An 18703-nucleotide genomic window follows, 5' to 3' on the forward strand; every position below is an offset into this window, starting at 1 on the left:
CAATATCACATTGACACCCAAAACCTCTCCGATTATCCTTTGCCTGCTGGCCACATTGCCAGTCGGTTTTAGCAGACCGTTTTCATCTAGGACATCAAAAAAGTAATTTTTTGGTGTCGAACTCGTTCGTCTCCCTTCGTAGCGGTAGGACGGAGGAGGGACGCCCTCGGGCGTGCCGGTTCCTAGATGACTGGTCTGCTAACCCTTCTTCGTTCTGCCACCATAATCATTTAGCAGTGATTTGGCAGAACTTCTATTTCATCTAGGAGTTCGTTATGCGTACTATTTCATCTCTCTCATTGGTAGTCCTTGCCAAAGTCTTTACGCCTATACCTCACTGGCATTTAAAGCGGTTTAATCGACTATAGGTTTTAACCTTTAGATCATTACGACTAAAAAATCATATCAACAATAAAGCCTGAGATATGTAAGGCAGGATTTGCGCTGCCTTGATGTGCCTGTTTTTAGCACTCAATTTAAGAGTGACGGCATTTTTATCTCATTTATATACAACAAAAAATTATTTTAAACGGTATGTCTATGCCAACTTTAGAAGCATCATTTAAAGCACTGCGAGTGCTGCACGTGGCAAGAAATTTATTTAATCAATATGGCTTTAATAATGTCGGTGTAGACCGAATTGTTAAGGATGCCAAAATACCCAAAGCCACTTTTTATAACTGCTTTTCATGTAAAGAAAAACTTGTCGAGATGTGTCTGACTTTTCAAAAAGATGCGTTAAAAGACGAGGTGTTTTCGATTATCCATTCGTACCGTGAACTTATGGTTTTCGATAAATTAAAGAAAATCTTTTTTTTACATGCTGATTTAGAAGGGTTTTATCATTTGCAGTTTAAAGCCATTTTTGAAATTGAAAAGCTTTATCCCACAGCCTACAAAATCGTCAGTGACTATCGAAATTGGTTCATTAAAGAAATTTATAAGCTGATTTTAACCGTAAAAGTTACCGCTACACTTGAAGACGCTTACATGTTTTTGTTTGTGATTGATGGGGCAATGGTTCAGCTTTTAAGTGCGAATAAGATCGATGAAAGAGATAAGTTATTAGAATATTTTATGTCGATGCTTACTTAAATTGGCGAAGACTTTAATGTTTAAAGATAAGCCCTCAAGTGAGGGCTTCTAACTTATTTAAAAGAAGGTTGGCTTAAGATTTTGTAGACCTTTTCTTTATATACATCATTTGAAATCACGCCTTTATCGCGCTGTTGTTTTAGCGATTTAAACTGCTGACCATTAAATTCTCTTTGAATGCCAACATTATCATGATTTCTAATGTAGTAAAGACTACGCTCATGATCACTCATATTGACGGTTTCTTCAGTAGAGTAAGACGGCTTAGTTTCCTTTTCTTGATATTGTTTTGCAATTTCAAAAAAATCTACATTTTGATGATTGGTGCCAGAATTAGAAAACTCTTTTGGTTGCCCATTAAATTTATGTTCTTGAGAATTTGCGTTTACTGCAAGCATGCTCTTATGCTGATTAAAGTTAGGAGGGTTATATTCTTGTTTCATTTGAAATGTGTTTGTTTCAGAAAAAGCTACGGGAGAAAAAAGACTAATATTTAAAGATAAAAAAATTAATAACAATCTATTCATTTCTTTTGAAGTCCAATTGAAATTGAGTAAATCACTGTATTGTAACATTAAAGTTGATTTTTTGGAGATTAAATTTTGAGTGGATTTGATCATCTAGTAAATAATAAGATCTATAGGCGAGTGTAAAAGCCAACTTAAGAAGGCTTTTTACACTCATTTTTTAATGTTGTTTTGAGTATTCTTCTTTCAGTTTATCCAGAAAAATAAAGAGGTTTTGATTCATCTCTTGGTAATCGTGATTTCGTAATTCTTCACGACTATTCACGAATTTATAATGATGCGCCTGATTTAACTCAGCTTCTGAGTGTTGAATCAGCAATTCAACGACTTCTGTAGTTAATTCCATATGACATTGCAGTCCATACACTAATTTTGAATATTCAATAATTTGTCTTGGACAACCTGCACTAAAAGCGATGATTTTTGCGTTGGGAGTTAAACCCGGCATATCATTATGCCAATGCCCAACTTCGGTCATTTTTCCTAAGTGTGAAAACTTAGAGTTTGTTATGCCATATTCTGTAAGCATAATTGGAAATTTGCCAATTTCTCTTTCAGGGCTATGCTCAAATTTGGCCCCTAAAGCTTGACCTATCAATTGAGATCCTAAACATACCCCGATAACTACTTTATTTGCTTCAATCGCTTTTTTAATGATTGATTGTTCAGCTAATGAATTAAAGTAAGGGCACATCTCTAGTGTCGTATCTGGATCTTGTGGACCACCCATCACAATAAGGAAATCTATATCTTCAGCAGAAGATGGCAAAGCTTCATTTAAATATACTCTTGAATATGTAATTTTGAAGTCATTATTTTGAGCCCATATTTCATACGCACCGGGTGCTTCAAAATCTTCATGAACAATAAAATGTAGGCGCATGTTAGTCCTCAAAATCTAAGCGTTAATTAATAAATCATTCGTGATAAATCGAGGATAGATTAAGAGTGGTAGGCTTTATCTAATACATCCAGTTTTTAAAAGTTATATGGTCCAGATGTATGGGTTTTTATATGATTTAAATAGAGTTACTCATTTTATTAATGCGGGTCTTATTGATTTATTATTAAGTATTACTAAATAGTTGTGGTGTGACAATAGCTGTTCAATTTGTTAAGTTGTGTGGCTTTTATAACGGTAGTCAAAATTTATGAAGACATTTCTACTTGTATCTTTATTGGGTTTTGGGCTGATTGGCTGTGCTTCATCTCCATATAATTCTCAAGAAAATTATTTAAATAACGCTCCAGCTGTTCCAGTTAATAAGGCATTTAATAGTTTTAAAACACCTGAACACGGAATTTTTACTGATCAAGATGTCTATAATGTGCCGGAAAATTCAAATATGAATTTTCGTTACGAAGTCCCTTTTTAAAGAAAAATAAAAAATGAATTTAAACAAAGGTAGATCAGGATGGCCTACTACCTTTGCTGGCTAGGGATAATCAGTGATTAATATCGCCTTCGGGTGGTTTTTTAAAATTTAAACTGTTAAATTTTAATTATTGAAAAAAGGTATTTTAAATGAAAAACTTCACTATTATTGCTTCTTTATTTTTATTAGTTGGGTGTGCGACTGGCCATAAACAGGTTATACCTGTTCAAGTGACCGATAATAAAATTACTTCAGAAGCTGAAAAATATAAAAAGCAATATCAAAAGAAAATTTATAAAATATGGGATATTCCAGCATCTTCTACAGGGATGAGTGCAAGCGTTAAAGTATTTTTAACTGACAGTGGAGAAATTGAGCAAATCATCTTTTTAGATAAAGAAGAACAAAAATTTAAAACTAGTATTGAAAAGGCGATTTGGCGTGCAAGCCCATTTGCTTTGCCTTCAAATCCTGAAGTAAGAAAGCAAGCAAGAAAATTCAATATGAAATTTCAGGCTAAATAAGTAAGTTTTTCTTCAGCGTGGGGGCAAATTTAAAACTTTTAATGTATATAAATTTGCTCTCTTACCTTATGAAAAAGTGGAGGTAGTTAGTTTAATGGGGATATAGATTTCTTTGAAAAAAGTAAAATAAACATATCATTTTAAATTGAAAATAAGACAGTTGATGGAGAGGTAAACAAAATATAAAGATTACTTACATTGCTATCAAAACATAACATAAACAAAACTTTAAATAGGCATTAAATTAATATAAAAAAATGATATGAACTCTAAAATGTGACAAGAAAAAGTATGAGTCAAGCAAACAAACTCCATAGTGAAAGTAAGGCAACCACAGTTGTCGCGTGGGGCGTAATTTTATTTGGAATTGTTTTGGGAATAGCCTTTATTTTGTCATATGGGCAAGTTGAAACAAGAAATGATAATTTAGACATTATTCAAGTTTGGTCTAAAGAAATGGTTACAGTTGGTCTTTTCATTATATTTAATGGGCTACTGTTTGGTTACTTACTTTTAAAAATTAGTAGTATTTTGAACCATCTTGAAAATAACAAAAACTAAAACGTATCCGAAAATGTCAGTTACACAAATGATGATGGTTTGGTGTTGAATGTAGCCGTTAATTATTTAAGCATGGAGTGACACAAGTTAAGTAGAGGATGAATCTCATGATAGATGAAGAAAAACCCTTAAATTTTGACGATGATGAAGAGCCTCTCGATTTTGCCGATGAAGAATTTATCGATGATAAAAAAGAGGATGAGTTGTATAACAGCATTACCAAAGATGGCTCGAGTGTAGATCCGGCCGATGATGGTGAGCGTCACATTCGCCCTGAAGATGGTGATCCCATCGAAATTGAAGAATAATTTAAAGCCCAATTCAATATTGGGCATTTTTAATATTTTAGAATTTCTAGTTGAGCAGTACGGTACGTTCAAGGCTATTTAATCATTATCATTAATGACTCAAAAAATTGAGAACTAAGCAATGAGTGTAGAAGTGGGTACATATATATTTATTGAATGATTAATTCTCGAATTGAAGTAAAACTATGAGTAATTATATTTCTACATTTACCAACAAAATCAAAAATAAAGCTGTTCCACCGCTCAATGATGTTCTGCTCGCGTTTAAGACTTTGAAAAATGTACCAGGCGGATTAACGCTATTATCAAAAGTTGTTAGTCGAGTGGCTCCATATTTTCAGACTGTAAATCCAATGATTCAAAAATTAGATTTGAACCTGTGCGAAGCCTCAATCAAAAAAAATAAATCAATCGAAAATCATATCGGGACTGTACACGTTATTGCCATATGTAATGGGTTGGAATTTGTCATGGGTGTATTAGCTGAAGCATCAGTACCTCAACATTTAAGATGGTTACCTAAAGGTATGAGCGTAAATTATGTAGCTAAGGCCGATTCTGATATTAAGTTAGTAGCAACTATTGATGACGAGTGGAAAGTTGGAGATATGCAAGTAAAAGTTAATGCTTATAGAGCGGATGGGCAGCCTGTAGTTCAAGGGTATATTACGCTTTGGGTTACAGAGAAAAAGTAAATAACAGGGCATTAAATGCAAAAAATATTGGATTATCTCCGCAAATTTTTTACTGCTAAGCCTCAGCAAGATGCAGCAGTGGATCAGATTGCTACAGCAACTGATTATGGTGATGAATTGATAGGTGTCGCTGTTGATGAGATGTCTCTTAGTTTAGAAGGTGTAAACCTAATTTGTAATTTTGAAGGATTAAAACTTAGTGCTTATGACGATGGTACTGGGGTATGGACTATTGGATATGGCACGACGCGATATCCTAATGGCCAGCGTGTAAGTGAAAGAGACCGATGCACACTTGAACAGGCTAAAGCTTATATGCAGCATGATTTAAAGATATTTGAGCGCGCAGTAAATAGTGTTGTAAAAGTGCCTTTAAAACAGAATCAATTCGATGCATTAGTCTCTTTAGCTTATAACATTGGAGTTGGGGCTTTTAAAAATTCGACCTTACTCAAAAATTTAAATTTAGGTGATTATAAAGAGGCTGGAAACCAGTTTGATGTCTGGGTCAATGCTGGTGGTAAGCGGTTGCAGGGGCTAGTGAATCGCCGAGCAATCGAAAAGAAATTATTTTTATCGCCAAAATAGTGCTTTCAATTTTTATTAAACTTTGTCAAAAATTCATTAAAAGCCCCAAATAATTAGGGCTTTTTCATGTTAGGAAGAAAATAGATTAACTTTTATCACCTAAAGTGATTCTAAGCCGGTTTAAAGCCCCCATGAGCGAAATGCTGGTCGTTAACTCTACAATCTCTCTTTCACTAAAATATTCAGCTAAATGAGCTTTTACAGTTTCAATTTTGTCAGATAGAAAAGTGACTGCCTCCGCAAGTTCAAGAGCAAGGTGCTGCTTCTTTGAAAAGGCATTCGAATGTTTATAGCCCGGAATTTTATCAATCACTTCTTGGCTTACTCCCATATCTCTTAATTCCTGAGCATGAAAAGCGCAGCAGTAAGCACAGCCATTGATTTGTGACACATACAACTCAGCTAAAGCAATGATTTGAGGGTCGATGCCTGAGGTGCGAATAGATGCATGTGCTGAGTACAAATGATGAATCGTTTTTTTAGCAACTTCTTTATATTCCATAATCTAGGCCAGTCTTTTGGTGATAAAAAACTATTATTTACCACTAGGTATATATTGTAAATTAGGCACTATTTTGTTATATAGGTATATTTTTTATACCTAATTAAATAATGAAAGATAATATTTCTGGCTGTTCTGTAGAAGAGGCAATGACAGTATTGGGTGGCCGCTGGAGAATGTTAATTATTTCATTTCTCATCGAAAGACCTATGCGCTTTAATGAACTCAGACGCGCAATACCTAATATTTCTCAAAGAATGCTAACTTTAGAATTGCGTTTTCTTGAAGAAGAAGGGTTTATTAACAGAGAAGTTTTTGCGGAAGTTCCTGTTAAAGTTGAGTACTCACTAACCGAAGATGGCAAGAAATTAAACGGTTTAGTTGATGTGCTAAAAGAAGTAGGCACTTGGCTAAAAGTAAGATAAGGCTGGTTTATTTTATAGTTTGATTTACTTTGTTTCGGATCGTACCGAGATCATATGCCATCATTTGGACAGGATTATTTATACAAATTTTAGGCATAAAAAAAGCCTGATGCTACGAATCAGGCTTCAGTATTCATCGACAATAGGAGTTGATGAACAAGACCAATCTAACAGACCTGATCTATAAAGGCAAACCAATAGCCGACCAGACAGTTCATCTAAGTATAAGTTTTCTCAAATTTTAGGCATTAAAAAAGCCCTTGCTCGAAAGCGAAGGGCTTAGTCGTTCATTGATCTAGCAATGAACTATATAAGGCTCATCTCATACTAAGTTCAGTATATCTGAAATTAAAGCAACAAAGAAGAAAACATTCTAAATATCTTCATCAGTCTATTTAAACTCAATTTATTCATTCCTATAGCAACTTACATGTTTGATAAATCAATACACAAAATTTGCACTTTGCATTTTTGAAGGCATGTTATTTGTGTGTAGCCCTAAGTGGATCGGTTTAGGGAATAAACAATAGCCGTCTATAGATTATTCAAAATAAAGTCTTATATGAATTAATTGAAGAGTGAGGGACGCTAGAGGGAAGTAGAGATGAATTTGATTAGATTAGAAGAGCTTTCATTGGTCAGTAATGCTGTGTTGACACCCCACTTAAACAATTGGCCGTGTGTACGATCTGAAAATATGCGTGATGCTTCCTATAACAAGCCTAAAGACAACTTTTCGGAACAATCTGATCAGAAATTTTGTAAAAAATGGCTTAAACAACAAAAGAAAATACTTAAAAGTATTCCGAGTAATGCTGTTTTACTCAATAGGAAAGATCCTATTTAGATTACGTTAAGGTACGTTTATAAAAAATGCATTACAAGGATGAGCATTTAGCTAAATAACTTTACGTAGGTGTGCTTGTTAGTCATAACTTGTTCTAGAGATACTGAAAATATAAATAGCAAAACAATAAAAAAGCACTTCTGTAGAGGTAAATTTTTATGGCTAATCTTCATCAAAAAACACTTTTTGATATTTTGACTCAACATCAGGCCTATCTATATCGAGCATCATCAAGATCGGTCAATGAACTTCTTAATTTATTTAATTCTGAAACGGTTACCATGCTTGATAAGTTGGCTAACTTATTAGATGAGCTAAATGAAAAGGAAAAAGCACTATTGGCTGGTGGAATTTATTCAACAGCCAATTTAAGAGAGATACGTGCGCTAATTTCTCAGTGGTTTAATTTGATTAATGAAGCTCTCACTGACACTTTTACAATATCTGCTGTGGCATTGGCTTTCTATGAAGCCAGATATATGTCAAAAATTTTTGGCGGCCAACATAAAGAGTTAAAAGGCGAGCAACTCTACAAAGCGGCTAAACGCGTTCCTTTAGCGGGCGGAGCATTAGTAGATGAACTACTCTCTAAAATTGCTGAGGTAGCTCGTCAAAGAGTTGAATATGCGATTCGAGATGGGCTTAATATTGGTGCTACAACCCTACAAATTATTCAGCGTATTCATGGAACTAAACGTGTTAAATATGAAGATGGGCTACTCAATAGTACTAAAACAGATATTGAACGAACTGTACGTACAATTCGAAGCCACATATCGAATCAGGCATATTTAAATAGTTATAAACAATTAAAGTTTGAATATGTCAGATTTGTAAGTGTTCTTGATGGGAGAACATCGAAAACATGCGCTTCACTTGATGGAACGGTATGGCAGCTTAACGATCCGGCAAAAAAAGTTCCGCCTTTGCATCCCCATTGTCGCAGCATTTTAGTTCCAACTCTTGAGGATGGTCAGCTCGTTGGCAGTCGAGCTTTCATTATGGATGAAAGAAAATTTAAAGATATTCCTAAAGATGAGCGCGAACAATTAACTGGCCAGCTAGATGCAAATACTTCTTTTAAAGAGTTTTTTAAACTGACAGATGATTTCTTTCAAAAAGAATGGTTAGGGCCTAAACGATATCAATTATATAAAGAAGGGCAATTCGATTTTGATAAATTTTTTGATCCAGAGGGACGGTTATATACGCTTGAGGAACTTAAAGAACTTGATGAGCTGGCTTTAAAATTTTTGGATTTGTGAGTGAGAACCGAAACATTTTAAATAGGATTTTTATCTTGAATAACTTTTTTAGTTTTAACCAAATATACACACTTAAACAATTAGTTAAAAAAGTTTCAGTAATCTAGCCCGATAGCATGTTAAGTTTTTCTCAATCATAAAAATTTAGAAAGGATTAAAACATGAAATTTTCCTACCAAGATCTTACTGGAAATAATGTTGAAGTAGAGTGTGAAAGTTATACTCATATACCTTCAGGAACAGCAACAAAATCTACAGAAGGGGGCAATTATCATCTTAATGAAAACTTCAGTTTCTTTAAGAAAACTGAAGCTGATTCTATGCCCATCTATCGATTTGCTATTGACCGTAATTCTAATGTTTTTAATAGTGATGAACTTCCAGCATTAGCTCAAATTGGTACAGACTGGAAAAATTTAGATTAAACTTTTACTCAAAATAAGACCCTCAGTTGAGGGTTCTATATTATTTCTATGAGTTATCTCTTTTTAAATACAAGCAATAAGCCTAGTAAAATTGCAATCATCCCAATTAAACCTGCCAGAGGTAACGTATTTTTTAAAATTAGAAAATCTAATAGCGCAGTAACAATGGGAACTAAATAGAACAAGCTTGTCACGTTGACAATATTGCCTTGACTTAAAAGTCGGTAAAGTAAAAGTTGTGCAACTACAGAAATTAAAATTCCAAGAAATAAGACAGAAATAATCAGTTGCGAATTCCACGTTATTTCAAAATGTTCAAAGGGAACTATAAATAGGCAAACTACAAGGCTAACTACATATTGTAGTGGTAGGACATCTGTCGGAGCCTGTTGAATGTTCTTTTGCATAATGGCCCCAAAGGTTATACAGATGAGGGCAGCCAAGGCAAAGAATATGCCGATTGGCGCAATAAACGACATTGTTAGGCTTTTCCAGACTAAAAGAATGAGTCCAGCTAAAGCAATCAGTAAACCGAAAAGTCTTTCTTTTTGTAAATTCTTTTCTAGAAGGCAAAGCGTTAAAATGGGTTGTATTCCCATGATTGTGGCCATCAAACCAGGCGTGACCCCATGAGCCATAGCTTTAAAATAGCAGATTGAATAACCTGCAATTATGAGTAGGCCCGTTAGTAAAACTTGCTTACGGGTTCCATACTTGGGTAAGAGCCGTTTTCTAAAAATAGCCAGTAGCGACAGAGCAATTAAAGCAGTAGAAAAGCGGAGAATTAATAAGGCTATGGGTGAGGCACTATCGAGTCCCCAACGAGTAAAAATTGCAGCACTTCCCCAAAGTAAAACGAAAATAGATGTTGCACTTTGTGATGCAAGCATCTGTTTATTTAGGCGCATAAAACCTCCTCCTAGTGCGTAATACCTAAGAAATACGAAGTGATGAAATTGTGAGTAGGTGTCGCTATTAACGTGTTATTCAGACATTAATCAATTCACGGATATCTTCTTTTAGAAAAATGAATTGTTTTAACTTCTTCTAATTTCAGTATGGGAGAGAGAATAGATAAAGAAAAGCGCATAATTCTTTTATATACTATTTGAAAATCGAATAGATAAATCGTAATGAATATAAAAAACTTACAGATTGATTGGTTAAAGTGTTTTGTCACAGTCGTTGATACAGGCTCATTGTCGAATGCAGCACCTGAGTTATATCGCTCACAGTCTGCGGTTAGCATGCAACTGAAAAAACTAGAAGAAGCGCTACATTGCCAACTTTTAATACGAACACATCGACAAATTGAATTAACGTCGCAAGGACAGCTACTCTTAGGTTATGCACGTCGTATTTTAGATTTGCATGCTGAAGCTCAAATGGCATTTCATGGAGATGAATTAAAGGGCCGTATACGTCTTGGTGTACCTGATGACTATGCTGCTAAATATTTAACGCCTGTACTTAAACGCTTTGCACCACGTTACGGAGGGGTTGAAATTGAATTGATTTGTGAACAATCGACTTCTTTAATTCCGCGAGTAGAAAGTGGTGATATAGATTTGGCATTAATTTCAAGAGATAACGCTCGTCAAGGAACACTGTTATTTCATGAACCAATGGTATGGGTTGGCTCTCCACAATTTGAACTCTGGCGAGAAGACCCGCTTCCAATTGCAGTTTACGAAAGTACCAGCCAAGCTAAGAAGAGTGCTATTCATTCTTTGGCATTACAAGGGCGCCGTTACCGTGTGGTGTACAACAGTTCAAGTTTGGCTGGTCAAATTGCAGCAGTTGAAAGCGGTTTAGCAATCGCTGTGTTCACACAATGCAGTGCACCTGAGCATTTAACCATATTAGGTGCAGATCATGGACTTGGGCCATTAGAGCCAATGGAGGCTGCTGTTTATCGGAGTAGATCTTCTTTAGAGTCAAAAGCTGTAGACCACCTATATGAATTACTCATTAAAACGCTCAGACACTCAGTTAATGTTTAATGTTCAAATCTTAAGTTGATATTTAGATGAAACTAAAGCGCTTTACATTTTTGCGTTAAATCTACAAAAAAGCCTAGAAACCTATGCTGATCGTAAAACTAATAAAAAGTATTTATTAACTCACTATCTAAATAATTCATGAGGTGAAATATGACAAAAATTATGGCTACCTTAGGTTTAGCTGCCATTATTTCTTTAAGTGTGAGTGCTTGCCAAGGTGAAAACGATACAAAGCAGCAAGATAAAACGACTACTCCTCATTCAATGGACAAAGATTCATAATCCAAATGAATTTTGAAACCCATCGTAAGATGGGTTTTTTATATCTTTTTATTTTAATCTTAAAGTGTGAATTGTAACTCGAAATATTTATTTTTAATGGCACTGTTCAAAATATGTTGACTAATATACTTGGTTTTAAATATATTTAATTGAACAGGAATCACTTTAAATATAACTCTATATTTAAAGTGAATTGGTTACACCATCAGATCAGAAATTTAACCTTTAAATTTGATTATAAAAATATTAATTAATCAAGGAGGTAGGTATGGACGCTAAATTTCATTCTGAAAATGAATATGGTTTTATTCTAGATATTTTGAACACTTATATGGTGATAAAGAAGACATTAAAAGATGATCATTATCCTTATGATTCATTTGGTTATCTTCTTGCTCTTTATCAACCGCTCAAAGTTTATATCCCTCAGCTTCCTCATCCAAAAATTTATATTGAGATTGGCGGAATTTCATATGACAGAATGATTGTTGGGCAAACAGAGGATGAGACAGAAGCCATAAATATTTTATTTAATTTAGGCCAACTTGTTGCTTAACAATTAAGTGATATTTTAATGCTGAGTTTAATTTACTTAAGAAACACGCTTTCTTAAGTAAATTCATGACAAAACTAAAGGCTATAAAATTGTTTTTTGGAAAAGAGAACCTAAAGAAATTCTTTGATGTTTCTACATGACATGATTAAAGAAACTCTCTTATAAGATACAAAAAACCACAAAAGCTAAATCTATAACTTTAAAAGAATTTGTTTATATAACTAAGAACATTAAAAATTAGGTCATGGTAATGAAAAAAATATTCTTAACAACTTTCACTGGGTTGGCTTTATTGGGTAGTAATGCAGTATTGGCTAAACCCGATGCTACATTAATAAAAGAAGCGACAAAAAATGTAGTCACAGTATCTAAAGCAAAAACTTTGGCTGATGAATCTGGAGTAACTTTGACGGGTACGATCGTAAAGCATATTGCTGGTGATCATTTTGAGTTTAAAGATGCTACGGGTTCGATTGTAATTGATATTGATGATGACTTGTGGAAGCCTCTACAACTAAAAGCTGGCGATAAAGTGCGTGTTGTAGGAGAGGTGGATACACATCGAGTTAAGCCTACCGATATTGAAATTTTTAAGATTGAGCGTATTAAATAAAACTAGATTATTTATATTGTTCAAAGCAAACAAAAAAGAAAACTCCTATTTTTAGGAGTTTTCTTTTGAAAGATAATAATTTTTATTATTGCGTTGCATTAAATGCCTCATGATAACTTACATAGCCTTTAGCAAAATGACCTGAGAAGCTTAAGGCTTGGAAATACTCACTCGGTACATCAGGTAAAATTAGCTTAGGATTGTTTTTAAAACCAAAGCGGCTGTAATAGTTGGGATCATCTAATAAAACGCATCCTTTTGCACCTAAGTTTTTTAATTTTTCTAGTGATTTATTCATCAAAAGGGAACCAATACCCAGCCCTTGTTTATCTGGATGAACTGAAATAGGGCCTAAACCATACCAACCTATTTCCCCTGAACTGATTTGAACTGGTGAAATAGCAACATGTCCAATAATAGAACCATCTTCAACTGCCACTAGAGAAATAGTCAGTTGTCCGTAGTTTCTTAAACTATTCACAATAAAATGTTCAGTATGACTCGTGTGCTCGGCATTTTGAAAAGCTACTTTAGTTAGGTTTTCGATGGCTTCTATATCTTCAACTTGTTCATCACGAATAATAATATTCATTAAAAATTCTTCCAGATTTATTGATTAGCTATACGATATAACTTTTTAGATAAGCTCCCTTCGTTGGTTTTTATTGAAATGTCTATGAACGAAAAATAAATGTCTAGTTAGATTCTAATTTAAATAGCTCAAGCATAACAGCTAGTCAAATAAGATTAATTCCATGTGGTTATTTTACCATTCGTTAAATTGTTTTTAATTTTTATTATGTCATTCGTCAGAAAAATTGGATAACTATTTCATGTAATTAATGAGATAAATTGATGGATTTATCTAAATCAATTTCGGTTAAAAATTATACCGATTGATAAAAAAGGCAACTTGGCTATATTCCATATCTATATTGCAAAATCAGCAATATATTTCTAGGATGGAATAAAAATGAAAAAAAGAGTAATAAAAATAGCAATATTGAGTTCATTATCTGTAATCACAAGCATGAGTTATGCGCAGGAATTTAAAAGATTCTCTGTCTCTGCTGGTTGGCTACATGTAATACCACAGGGTAAAGCTAATCCATTTAATATTAATACCGCTGTTAAAAATGGAACAGAAGCTAAAGTCGGCACTATTTCAACAACCAGTTTTTTAAATTCTATTGATCCCAATGCCACTATGACTGATATGGGGGGGGAGGTTTGGAATTTAAAAGAAACCCTTACAGAGTTTCTAGCCCAACCCGAAATCCAAGATCAACTTACCGATGGTAAGGGTAATATTCTAGCTGAAGTTGCTGGTACAGCACGAATTGAGGGATTGGAAAATTGGCAACAGCAAGATGCGGGACTAGAAGTCGATGATGTAGACACATTAGGTTTAACATTTAACTATTATCTGAATGACAATGTGTCTTTACAATTTATTGGCGGAATTCCGCCTAAAGTTGATGTTAAAGGAAAAGGAGAGATCCTAGCGCCATTAAGTGGAGTCGCAATGTCTCCTAATGACTTAGTGAAATACCTTTTCCCTGATGGCTTTACTTTAGGTCAGGCGATTCCGATTACTAACTTAGGCAATAAATCTAAAGCTGCATCTATTCGCGCATGGACGCCAACCATAGAAGCACAATATCAGTTTGGTAAAAGTGGGATAAATAAGTTTAGACCCTATGTTGGAGTGGGTTTAATGTATGCTCATTTTAATGATATTAAACTCAATGATGGAATTCGTTCTGATTTAGTGTCCGCAGGCCATATGATCCAAAATGTGTTAGATGGCAAAGCTGGAGCGGCTTTAGACCGAAAAGAATCGAGTGGAAAAATGGTCGTTGATGTCAATGCAGATGATGCTATAGCGCCTATTTTTACTGCTGGTTTTACCTATGATTTTAATGATTCATGGTATACGGTAGCTTCTGTGTCCTATGCAAAGTTAAGTAATAATGCCCAAATTGATGTCGTCAATCAAAATACGGGAACTCGCTTAATACATGCCACAACAAAAGTTGATATTGATCCACTGATTACCTATTTAGGGGTAGGTTATCGATTCTAATATTTTTTAAAAAGGGTATCTCGGAGTTAATCATATTTAAACTTTGAGATACCTTATTTGTTACTAATTATAAAAAACAACTATTACTTGTTAAACTCATACATAAAGTAAAATTTTATAAAAAATATTTTTAATATAATAATTTAAAAATATTTTTTGAGGATGGAAAATTGAAAAAAATCATTAAAACTTTATTATTATCTACTCTAATTTCAACTGCATCATTCACAGCTTTAGCTAAAAATGTTGAGCAAAAAGTTAATTTTTTACAAGGTTCTACTCATACCACATTAACTGGGAAATTTCAGGGTTATGATGATGTGAGATATAGACTTTATGCAAAGAATGGACAAATATTGAAATTCAATATTAATAGTCTTGGTAATTTAGCCTATGTTAATATTTTTGCCCCAGGTAAAAAGCCAGGTAAGGATAAGGCATTATTAATTGGTTCAACTATAGGATCTAAAGGAGAACTTACTTTACCAGTTGATGGTGATTATATTTTTCAGGTTTACCAAATGCGAAATAGTGCTCGTAAAAATAAAACTGTGAAATATAGTTTAGATATTGAAATATTAAATAAAGTAAAAAAATAATGGTTGCTAGAATTTACTAGCTCTCAAAAGAGAACTAGTAAATTTGAAAAAGATATCAATAAAGATTAATCGGCTAAAGAAAAAGACTCATGAATAGCACAACTTTCAACAAAAGTTTGATCATGTGAAATGAGCAATACAGCGCCTTCATAACTTTGAATAGCGGTAGCTAATAGTTCTCTAGATTCAATATCTAAATGATTTTCTGGTTCATCTAATAACAAGAGTTCAGGGGTAGGATGTATTTGGCTAAGCGCCAATAAGGCTACTTTGAGTCTTTCGCCACCACTGAGCTGAGATAAAAGTTGTGTACCTTTATCACCTCGAATTCGAAGTTGACCTAATAGATTTCGCCATTCTAGTTCTGAAAGCTCACTATTCATGTGGGTTAGATTTTCAATCACCGTCATTTCATCACATAAAAAGCTAAAGTTTTGGTCCAGATAAAAGCACTCTACAAATAAGTGAATGCTGTCAAATGGCTGTTTGTTTTGAGCTTGAATTGCTTTAAGGAGTGTCGATTTACCAATACCATTTTGACCCGTTATGTGAATTTTTTCGGCTGCCTGTACAGCTAAATCTATGGGTTTTTGCGTTCCATATTTCAGTTTAAGTTTTTTAATGCGAAGGATTTCTCCAGATTTCTTATGAAAAGTAGGGAAGACAAACTGTTGTGGCTTGACGGTTTCAAGACGCTTTTTTTTGTCTGTTAAATCATTTTGACTGTTCGAAATTTGTCGTTGGTGCTGAGACTGTATGGCAGCAATACTTTGGCCTGCTTGTTCCTTCTTAAAATCGAGCAAAATTTTGGCTTGAGAATTTGATTCGCGTAATTTATTTCCAGCACGTTCACGTTTGTGAGCTTTCATTAATACTTCATGCTGCTTTTGCTTCATGTGTTTAACGTCGCGTTGGCCTTGTTGAACAGATTGCTCTAAAGCTGCAACATGAGTTTGGTACTGGTCATAAAATTTTTCATAGTTTCCAGTTGTGTGATGTAAACCATGTTCATTCAAATGATAAATATGATCTACTTCATTCAGCAAACTACGATCATGACTAATAATAAGCGCACCTGCTGGGTGTTTCCTCAAATGATCAATTAACCATTTTCTAGATTCCTGATCTAGATGATTACTAGGTTCATCAAGTAGCAAGTAATGATCTGATTTTAGAAATAAACAGCTTAATGCCAATTTAGTTTTTTGACCTTCGCTTAGATTTTTCACTGGAAAGTCTAAATCTGTTGGTAAACCCGCAGACTCCAATAAATTATTCCATAAGATGGGGAGGTCCCATTTACCTTCTAACAAATCATAATCATCGAAGTTGGCTACACCTTGCTCAACTCTTTTAAAAGCGTGATAAACATCTAAGATATCTAATGCTTCGGCAATGGTCTGTGCTGCTAAACGATGCAACTGAGGTAAATACGCATGCTTTACATGCCAAGATATTTGCCCAGACGTCAGAATTGAATCTGATTTAAGTGTCTGATTTAACATTTGCATAAGCAAAGATTTACCTTGACCATTACGGCCAATTAAAGCAGATACTTGATGCGATTCAAGGCTAAAATTTAGTTGTTGAAACATGTCCTTAGATGGAAATTCTAAAGAGAGTTGTGATATTACACATGCCTGCTGAGTCATAAAAAACCTCATAAATACAGGATGTACAAAATAGGAAAAGTAGTTTTAAGCAGAGACGTTAAATCACAAAAAAATAGTCTATTTTGCACATCAAAAAAAAGAAAAATTGATGAGAAAAAAGACTTACTTCATTGGCGTGACTCACGAAATTGGAAGAATAAGAAACTATTCTAGCTGGGTTTTTGATTAGTGTAAAATTTATGCAATTTATTTTATTAAAAAACCCAATCGTTGGATTGGGTTTTTTGCATCTAAAAAGTTTATTCTTTTACAACCAATACCTGAATTTTGGTACTGTTTAAAACATCTTGAGCAAAGCTACCCAAAATAAGTTTTTGGAAGCCTTTGCGACCATGAGAGCCAATCACAATCAAGTCGGAACCTAAGCCTTCTACAGCTTTCAAAATACCGTCTGAAGAGATTTCACCTTGGATGATTTGAGTTTCGGCATCAATACCTTCTTCAGCACATAAAGCTTTTACTGTTGCGAGTGTTTTTTCTGCATTTGCTCGTGCTTCAACAAAATAATCTTTTACAACAGGTGAGATGTAATAAAAATCTACACCGCTAAAAGGATCTACCGCAACTAAGCTAATAGCGGTCAATTTGCTCCCAAAAGCTTTTGCAATATGAGCTGCTTGTCTTGCTGCCGCTAACGAAATTTCCGAACCATCGACTGGTACAATAATATGTTGGTAATTCATAATGTTATTCCTCTTATTTACAGTTGTTATATGTATGAAGCATTTATTAATTAAAGATTAACATATTTCATTCAAGGTAAACATCTATTCGGCCATAGGAAAGAAAAATTAAATAAATTTATTTTAAATCATGGGTTTGTGTTTATTTTTCTATTGGTTGAGATGGCGTTTAGGTGGTATTGCTAAGTAATCGATAATATTTACATGAAAATTACAAAAAATTACTGTTCATATTTCTGTCATATAGAAAACGTATAACAAAATAGTGAATTAAGGGGAGAGTGAGGAAGATGGCTGATTTAACAGCAAAGAAAGTTAATAAACTTATTGAAGAGTTCCGTCAAACAGGTAAAGAACCCGAAAAGTTAGTTATTGGCTATAAAACTTATGCCAGACTGATGACCGAAGATAAATTTGCAGAAAAAGTTGTCCCTTCACTTGAAGACTCAAAAGAACGCTTATATAAAAATCTAAAAATTAAGCTCGTCACTGAAAAACATTATTTTGAAATTAAATAAAAATTATGTGAACTACATCACTTGTTATTAAAGCAAAGTTACACTAAATATGTTTAATAACATGATTATTGTATGATGATACAAATTAATGGTGTAGCCAACATTTGAAAACAGCAATCGTTTATAAACTCGATAGAATAAATTGCTTTTATTTTAAGTAGTGGAATAAATTGAAATGCCGACATTCAGTGTAATTATATTTTATGTTTTAGCTATATTAGGCAGTGTAGCTATTGTTTATGGATTAATCACTTTAAGTGTTTTTTTAATTGTTATTGGATTAGCTCTATTATTTGCAGCATTATTATTAAAAAAAGAGTTTAAATTAGATATTTTATTTTGGAAATAAATATAATATGAGTTTGTATTTTAAATTCCTATAAAATTGTTCCAATAGAACTGAAATGAAAAAATTCAGTTCTAAAAATATAAGTTTTATGATGAATATTGATGCAATAACGTTTTTTTGATCAGAATTATTACAATAAAATATAAAAGTAGAATATTTTAAATTTATTTAAGTATTTAAAAATAAAAAAGTTTCATTTAGGA

Annotated in this window: 26 protein-coding genes and 1 pseudogene; 20 read left to right on the forward strand and 7 right to left on the reverse strand. The window is 33.6% G+C overall.

Annotated elements, in window-relative coordinates; genetic code table 11:
- Positions 1–540: 540 nt before the first annotated feature.
- Positions 541–1095, forward strand: coding sequence for a TetR/AcrR family transcriptional regulator (locus tag AOLE_RS06895; RefSeq protein ID WP_013197402.1), 555 nt, complete (start codon positions 541–543; stop codon positions 1093–1095).
- A 53-nt stretch (positions 1096–1148) separates the two neighbouring features.
- On the opposite strand, the gene AOLE_RS06900 is transcribed toward AOLE_RS06895, so the two are convergent.
- Both AOLE_RS06900 and AOLE_RS06905 read right to left on the reverse strand, forming a co-directional pair.
- The gene (locus tag AOLE_RS06900; protein WP_013197403.1) at positions 1149–1670 is read right to left on the reverse strand and encodes a hypothetical protein; all 522 of its coding nucleotides are present in this window, start codon (positions 1668–1670) and stop codon (positions 1149–1151) included.
- A 112-nt stretch (positions 1671–1782) separates the two neighbouring features.
- Positions 1783–2505: a type 1 glutamine amidotransferase gene (locus AOLE_RS06905; RefSeq protein ID WP_013197404.1), complete on the reverse strand. Its 723-nt coding sequence runs from the start codon at positions 2503–2505 to the stop codon at positions 1783–1785.
- 268 nt (positions 2506–2773) lie between these two features.
- On the opposite strand from AOLE_RS06905, the gene AOLE_RS06910 reads away from it, so the two are divergent.
- From AOLE_RS06910 to AOLE_RS06935, 6 genes are all read left to right on the forward strand, one after another.
- Entirely contained in the window at positions 2774–2998 is a 225-nt protein-coding gene (locus AOLE_RS06910) for a hypothetical protein (protein WP_013197405.1), read from the forward strand.
- Positions 2999–3147: 149 nt separating this feature from the next.
- Positions 3148–3522, forward strand: coding sequence for a TonB C-terminal domain-containing protein (locus AOLE_RS06915; RefSeq protein WP_013197406.1), 375 nt, complete (start codon positions 3148–3150; stop codon positions 3520–3522).
- Positions 3523–3813: 291 nt separating this feature from the next.
- Positions 3814–4083: a hypothetical protein gene (locus AOLE_RS06920; RefSeq protein ID WP_005306505.1), complete on the forward strand. Its 270-nt coding sequence runs from the start codon at positions 3814–3816 to the stop codon at positions 4081–4083.
- Between the two features lie 107 nt (positions 4084–4190).
- The gene (locus tag AOLE_RS06925; RefSeq protein WP_004791647.1) at positions 4191–4391 is read left to right on the forward strand and encodes a hypothetical protein; all 201 of its coding nucleotides are present in this window, start codon (positions 4191–4193) and stop codon (positions 4389–4391) included.
- A 185-nt stretch (positions 4392–4576) separates the two neighbouring features.
- On the forward strand, positions 4577–5086 hold the full coding sequence (locus AOLE_RS06930; RefSeq protein ID WP_013197407.1) for a hotdog fold domain-containing protein: 510 nt from the start codon (positions 4577–4579) through the stop codon (positions 5084–5086).
- A 15-nt stretch (positions 5087–5101) separates the two neighbouring features.
- A complete protein-coding gene (locus AOLE_RS06935; RefSeq protein WP_013197408.1) occupies positions 5102–5674 on the forward strand; it encodes a lysozyme in 573 nt (190 codons plus the stop codon).
- Positions 5675–5759: 85 nt separating this feature from the next.
- On the opposite strand, the gene AOLE_RS06940 is transcribed toward AOLE_RS06935, so the two are convergent.
- Positions 5760–6176 (reverse strand): carboxymuconolactone decarboxylase family protein, encoded by a 417-nt coding sequence (locus AOLE_RS06940; protein ID WP_013197409.1) that lies wholly within the window; start codon positions 6174–6176, stop codon positions 5760–5762.
- 110 nt (positions 6177–6286) lie between these two features.
- Here AOLE_RS06940 and AOLE_RS06945 point away from each other — a divergent pair, with 110 nt between their 5' ends.
- The 4 genes from AOLE_RS06945 to AOLE_RS06960 all read left to right on the forward strand — a co-directional run bounded on the left by AOLE_RS06945 (position 6287) and on the right by AOLE_RS06960 (position 9138).
- Entirely contained in the window at positions 6287–6601 is a 315-nt protein-coding gene (locus tag AOLE_RS06945; RefSeq protein WP_004791654.1) for a winged helix-turn-helix transcriptional regulator, read from the forward strand.
- 604 nt (positions 6602–7205) lie between these two features.
- Positions 7206–7448, forward strand: a complete 243-nt coding sequence (locus AOLE_RS20665) for a hypothetical protein (protein ID WP_013197410.1) — start codon at positions 7206–7208, stop codon at positions 7446–7448.
- A gap of 158 nt (positions 7449–7606) precedes the next feature.
- Positions 7607–8713 carry a minor capsid protein gene (locus AOLE_RS06955; RefSeq protein ID WP_013197411.1) on the forward strand — a complete coding sequence of 369 codons (1107 nt, stop codon included), beginning with the start codon at positions 7607–7609 and terminating at the stop codon, positions 8711–8713.
- 161 nt (positions 8714–8874) lie between these two features.
- Entirely contained in the window at positions 8875–9138 is a 264-nt protein-coding gene (locus AOLE_RS06960; RefSeq protein WP_013197412.1) for a hypothetical protein, read from the forward strand.
- A gap of 53 nt (positions 9139–9191) precedes the next feature.
- Here the strand turns inward: AOLE_RS06960 and AOLE_RS06965 are convergent, their stop codons facing one another.
- Positions 9192–10046: a DMT family transporter gene (locus AOLE_RS06965; protein ID WP_013197413.1), complete on the reverse strand. Its 855-nt coding sequence runs from the start codon at positions 10044–10046 to the stop codon at positions 9192–9194.
- A gap of 225 nt (positions 10047–10271) precedes the next feature.
- On the opposite strand from AOLE_RS06965, the gene AOLE_RS06970 reads away from it, so the two are divergent.
- From AOLE_RS06970 to AOLE_RS06980, 4 genes are all read left to right on the forward strand, one after another.
- A complete protein-coding gene (locus AOLE_RS06970) occupies positions 10272–11141 on the forward strand; it encodes a LysR family transcriptional regulator (protein ID WP_004791662.1) in 870 nt (289 codons plus the stop codon).
- Between the two features lie 150 nt (positions 11142–11291).
- Positions 11292–11423 carry a hypothetical protein gene (locus tag AOLE_RS19770; protein WP_004643213.1) on the forward strand — a complete coding sequence of 44 codons (132 nt, stop codon included), beginning with the start codon at positions 11292–11294 and terminating at the stop codon, positions 11421–11423.
- Between the two features lie 268 nt (positions 11424–11691).
- A complete protein-coding gene (locus AOLE_RS06975; RefSeq protein ID WP_013197414.1) occupies positions 11692–11979 on the forward strand; it encodes a hypothetical protein in 288 nt (95 codons plus the stop codon).
- 250 nt (positions 11980–12229) lie between these two features.
- Positions 12230–12592 (forward strand): NirD/YgiW/YdeI family stress tolerance protein, encoded by a 363-nt coding sequence (locus AOLE_RS06980; protein WP_023274185.1) that lies wholly within the window; start codon positions 12230–12232, stop codon positions 12590–12592.
- Between the two features lie 85 nt (positions 12593–12677).
- On the opposite strand, the gene AOLE_RS06985 is transcribed toward AOLE_RS06980, so the two are convergent.
- On the reverse strand, positions 12678–13184 hold the full coding sequence (locus AOLE_RS06985) for a GNAT family N-acetyltransferase (protein ID WP_013197416.1): 507 nt from the start codon (positions 13182–13184) through the stop codon (positions 12678–12680).
- 381 nt (positions 13185–13565) lie between these two features.
- Between AOLE_RS06985 and AOLE_RS06990 the strand changes: the two genes are divergently transcribed.
- The 3 genes and pseudogenes from AOLE_RS06990 to AOLE_RS06995 all read left to right on the forward strand — a co-directional run bounded on the left by AOLE_RS06990 (position 13566) and on the right by AOLE_RS06995 (position 15277).
- Positions 13566–14678 (forward strand): OmpW/AlkL family protein, encoded by a 1113-nt coding sequence (locus AOLE_RS06990; protein ID WP_013197417.1) that lies wholly within the window; start codon positions 13566–13568, stop codon positions 14676–14678.
- A gap of 47 nt (positions 14679–14725) precedes the next feature.
- Positions 14726–14812 (forward strand): annotated as a pseudogene (locus AOLE_RS20875) (hypothetical protein); the annotation flags it as partial.
- 36 nt (positions 14813–14848) lie between these two features.
- Entirely contained in the window at positions 14849–15277 is a 429-nt protein-coding gene (locus tag AOLE_RS06995) for a hypothetical protein (RefSeq protein ID WP_013197418.1), read from the forward strand.
- A 65-nt stretch (positions 15278–15342) separates the two neighbouring features.
- Here AOLE_RS06995 and AOLE_RS07000 read toward each other — a convergent pair whose 3' ends face one another.
- Both AOLE_RS07000 and AOLE_RS07005 read right to left on the reverse strand, forming a co-directional pair.
- On the reverse strand, positions 15343–16929 hold the full coding sequence (locus tag AOLE_RS07000; protein ID WP_013197419.1) for an ATP-binding cassette domain-containing protein: 1587 nt from the start codon (positions 16927–16929) through the stop codon (positions 15343–15345).
- A gap of 260 nt (positions 16930–17189) precedes the next feature.
- Entirely contained in the window at positions 17190–17633 is a 444-nt protein-coding gene (locus tag AOLE_RS07005; protein WP_004791681.1) for a universal stress protein, read from the reverse strand.
- A gap of 290 nt (positions 17634–17923) precedes the next feature.
- On the opposite strand from AOLE_RS07005, the gene AOLE_RS07010 reads away from it, so the two are divergent.
- Together AOLE_RS07010 and AOLE_RS19780 are read left to right on the forward strand one after the other, a co-directional pair.
- The gene (locus AOLE_RS07010) at positions 17924–18151 is read left to right on the forward strand and encodes a hypothetical protein (protein WP_004791683.1); all 228 of its coding nucleotides are present in this window, start codon (positions 17924–17926) and stop codon (positions 18149–18151) included.
- A gap of 175 nt (positions 18152–18326) precedes the next feature.
- Positions 18327–18500 (forward strand): hypothetical protein, encoded by a 174-nt coding sequence (locus AOLE_RS19780; protein WP_013197420.1) that lies wholly within the window; start codon positions 18327–18329, stop codon positions 18498–18500.
- Positions 18501–18703 lie beyond the last annotated feature (203 nt).

It is taken from the genome of Acinetobacter oleivorans DR1 (genome assembly GCF_000196795.1).
Lineage (GTDB): Bacteria > Pseudomonadota > Gammaproteobacteria > Pseudomonadales > Moraxellaceae > Acinetobacter > Acinetobacter oleivorans.

What these genes read in the sequence shown, in the direction of transcription:
- AOLE_RS19780 (WP_013197420.1), top strand. Translation starts at nt 18,327, where the DNA reads ATGCCGACATTCAGTGTAATTATATTTTATGTTTTAGCTATATTAGGC.
- AOLE_RS07010 (WP_004791683.1), top strand. Translation starts at nt 17,924, where the DNA reads ATGGCTGATTTAACAGCAAAGAAAGTTAATAAACTTATTGAAGAGTTC.
- AOLE_RS06905 (WP_013197404.1), bottom strand. Translation starts at nt 2,505, where the DNA reads ATGCGCCTACATTTTATTGTTCATGAAGATTTTGAAGCACCCGGTGCG.
- AOLE_RS06920 (WP_005306505.1), top strand. Translation starts at nt 3,814, where the DNA reads ATGAGTCAAGCAAACAAACTCCATAGTGAAAGTAAGGCAACCACAGTT.
- AOLE_RS07005 (WP_004791681.1), bottom strand. Translation starts at nt 17,633, where the DNA reads ATGAATTACCAACATATTATTGTACCAGTCGATGGTTCGGAAATTTCG.
- AOLE_RS06990 (WP_013197417.1), top strand. Translation starts at nt 13,566, where the DNA reads ATGAAAAAAAGAGTAATAAAAATAGCAATATTGAGTTCATTATCTGTA.
- AOLE_RS06935 (WP_013197408.1), top strand. Translation starts at nt 5,102, where the DNA reads ATGCAAAAAATATTGGATTATCTCCGCAAATTTTTTACTGCTAAGCCT.
- AOLE_RS20665 (WP_013197410.1), top strand. Translation starts at nt 7,206, where the DNA reads ATGAATTTGATTAGATTAGAAGAGCTTTCATTGGTCAGTAATGCTGTG.
- AOLE_RS06960 (WP_013197412.1), top strand. Translation starts at nt 8,875, where the DNA reads ATGAAATTTTCCTACCAAGATCTTACTGGAAATAATGTTGAAGTAGAG.
- AOLE_RS06915 (WP_013197406.1), top strand. Translation starts at nt 3,148, where the DNA reads ATGAAAAACTTCACTATTATTGCTTCTTTATTTTTATTAGTTGGGTGT.
- AOLE_RS06940 (WP_013197409.1), bottom strand. Translation starts at nt 6,176, where the DNA reads ATGGAATATAAAGAAGTTGCTAAAAAAACGATTCATCATTTGTACTCA.
- AOLE_RS06970 (WP_004791662.1), top strand. Translation starts at nt 10,272, where the DNA reads ATGAATATAAAAAACTTACAGATTGATTGGTTAAAGTGTTTTGTCACA.
- AOLE_RS06945 (WP_004791654.1), top strand. Translation starts at nt 6,287, where the DNA reads ATGAAAGATAATATTTCTGGCTGTTCTGTAGAAGAGGCAATGACAGTA.
- AOLE_RS06895 (WP_013197402.1), top strand. Translation starts at nt 541, where the DNA reads ATGCCAACTTTAGAAGCATCATTTAAAGCACTGCGAGTGCTGCACGTG.
- AOLE_RS06910 (WP_013197405.1), top strand. Translation starts at nt 2,774, where the DNA reads ATGAAGACATTTCTACTTGTATCTTTATTGGGTTTTGGGCTGATTGGC.
- AOLE_RS06955 (WP_013197411.1), top strand. Translation starts at nt 7,607, where the DNA reads ATGGCTAATCTTCATCAAAAAACACTTTTTGATATTTTGACTCAACAT.
- AOLE_RS06925 (WP_004791647.1), top strand. Translation starts at nt 4,191, where the DNA reads ATGATAGATGAAGAAAAACCCTTAAATTTTGACGATGATGAAGAGCCT.
- AOLE_RS19770 (WP_004643213.1), top strand. Translation starts at nt 11,292, where the DNA reads ATGACAAAAATTATGGCTACCTTAGGTTTAGCTGCCATTATTTCTTTA.
- AOLE_RS06980 (WP_023274185.1), top strand. Translation starts at nt 12,230, where the DNA reads ATGAAAAAAATATTCTTAACAACTTTCACTGGGTTGGCTTTATTGGGT.
- AOLE_RS06930 (WP_013197407.1), top strand. Translation starts at nt 4,577, where the DNA reads ATGAGTAATTATATTTCTACATTTACCAACAAAATCAAAAATAAAGCT.
- AOLE_RS06965 (WP_013197413.1), bottom strand. Translation starts at nt 10,046, where the DNA reads ATGCGCCTAAATAAACAGATGCTTGCATCACAAAGTGCAACATCTATT.
- AOLE_RS07000 (WP_013197419.1), bottom strand. Translation starts at nt 16,929, where the DNA reads ATGACTCAGCAGGCATGTGTAATATCACAACTCTCTTTAGAATTTCCA.
- AOLE_RS06900 (WP_013197403.1), bottom strand. Translation starts at nt 1,670, where the DNA reads ATGTTACAATACAGTGATTTACTCAATTTCAATTGGACTTCAAAAGAA.
- AOLE_RS06985 (WP_013197416.1), bottom strand. Translation starts at nt 13,184, where the DNA reads ATGAATATTATTATTCGTGATGAACAAGTTGAAGATATAGAAGCCATC.
- AOLE_RS06975 (WP_013197414.1), top strand. Translation starts at nt 11,692, where the DNA reads ATGGACGCTAAATTTCATTCTGAAAATGAATATGGTTTTATTCTAGAT.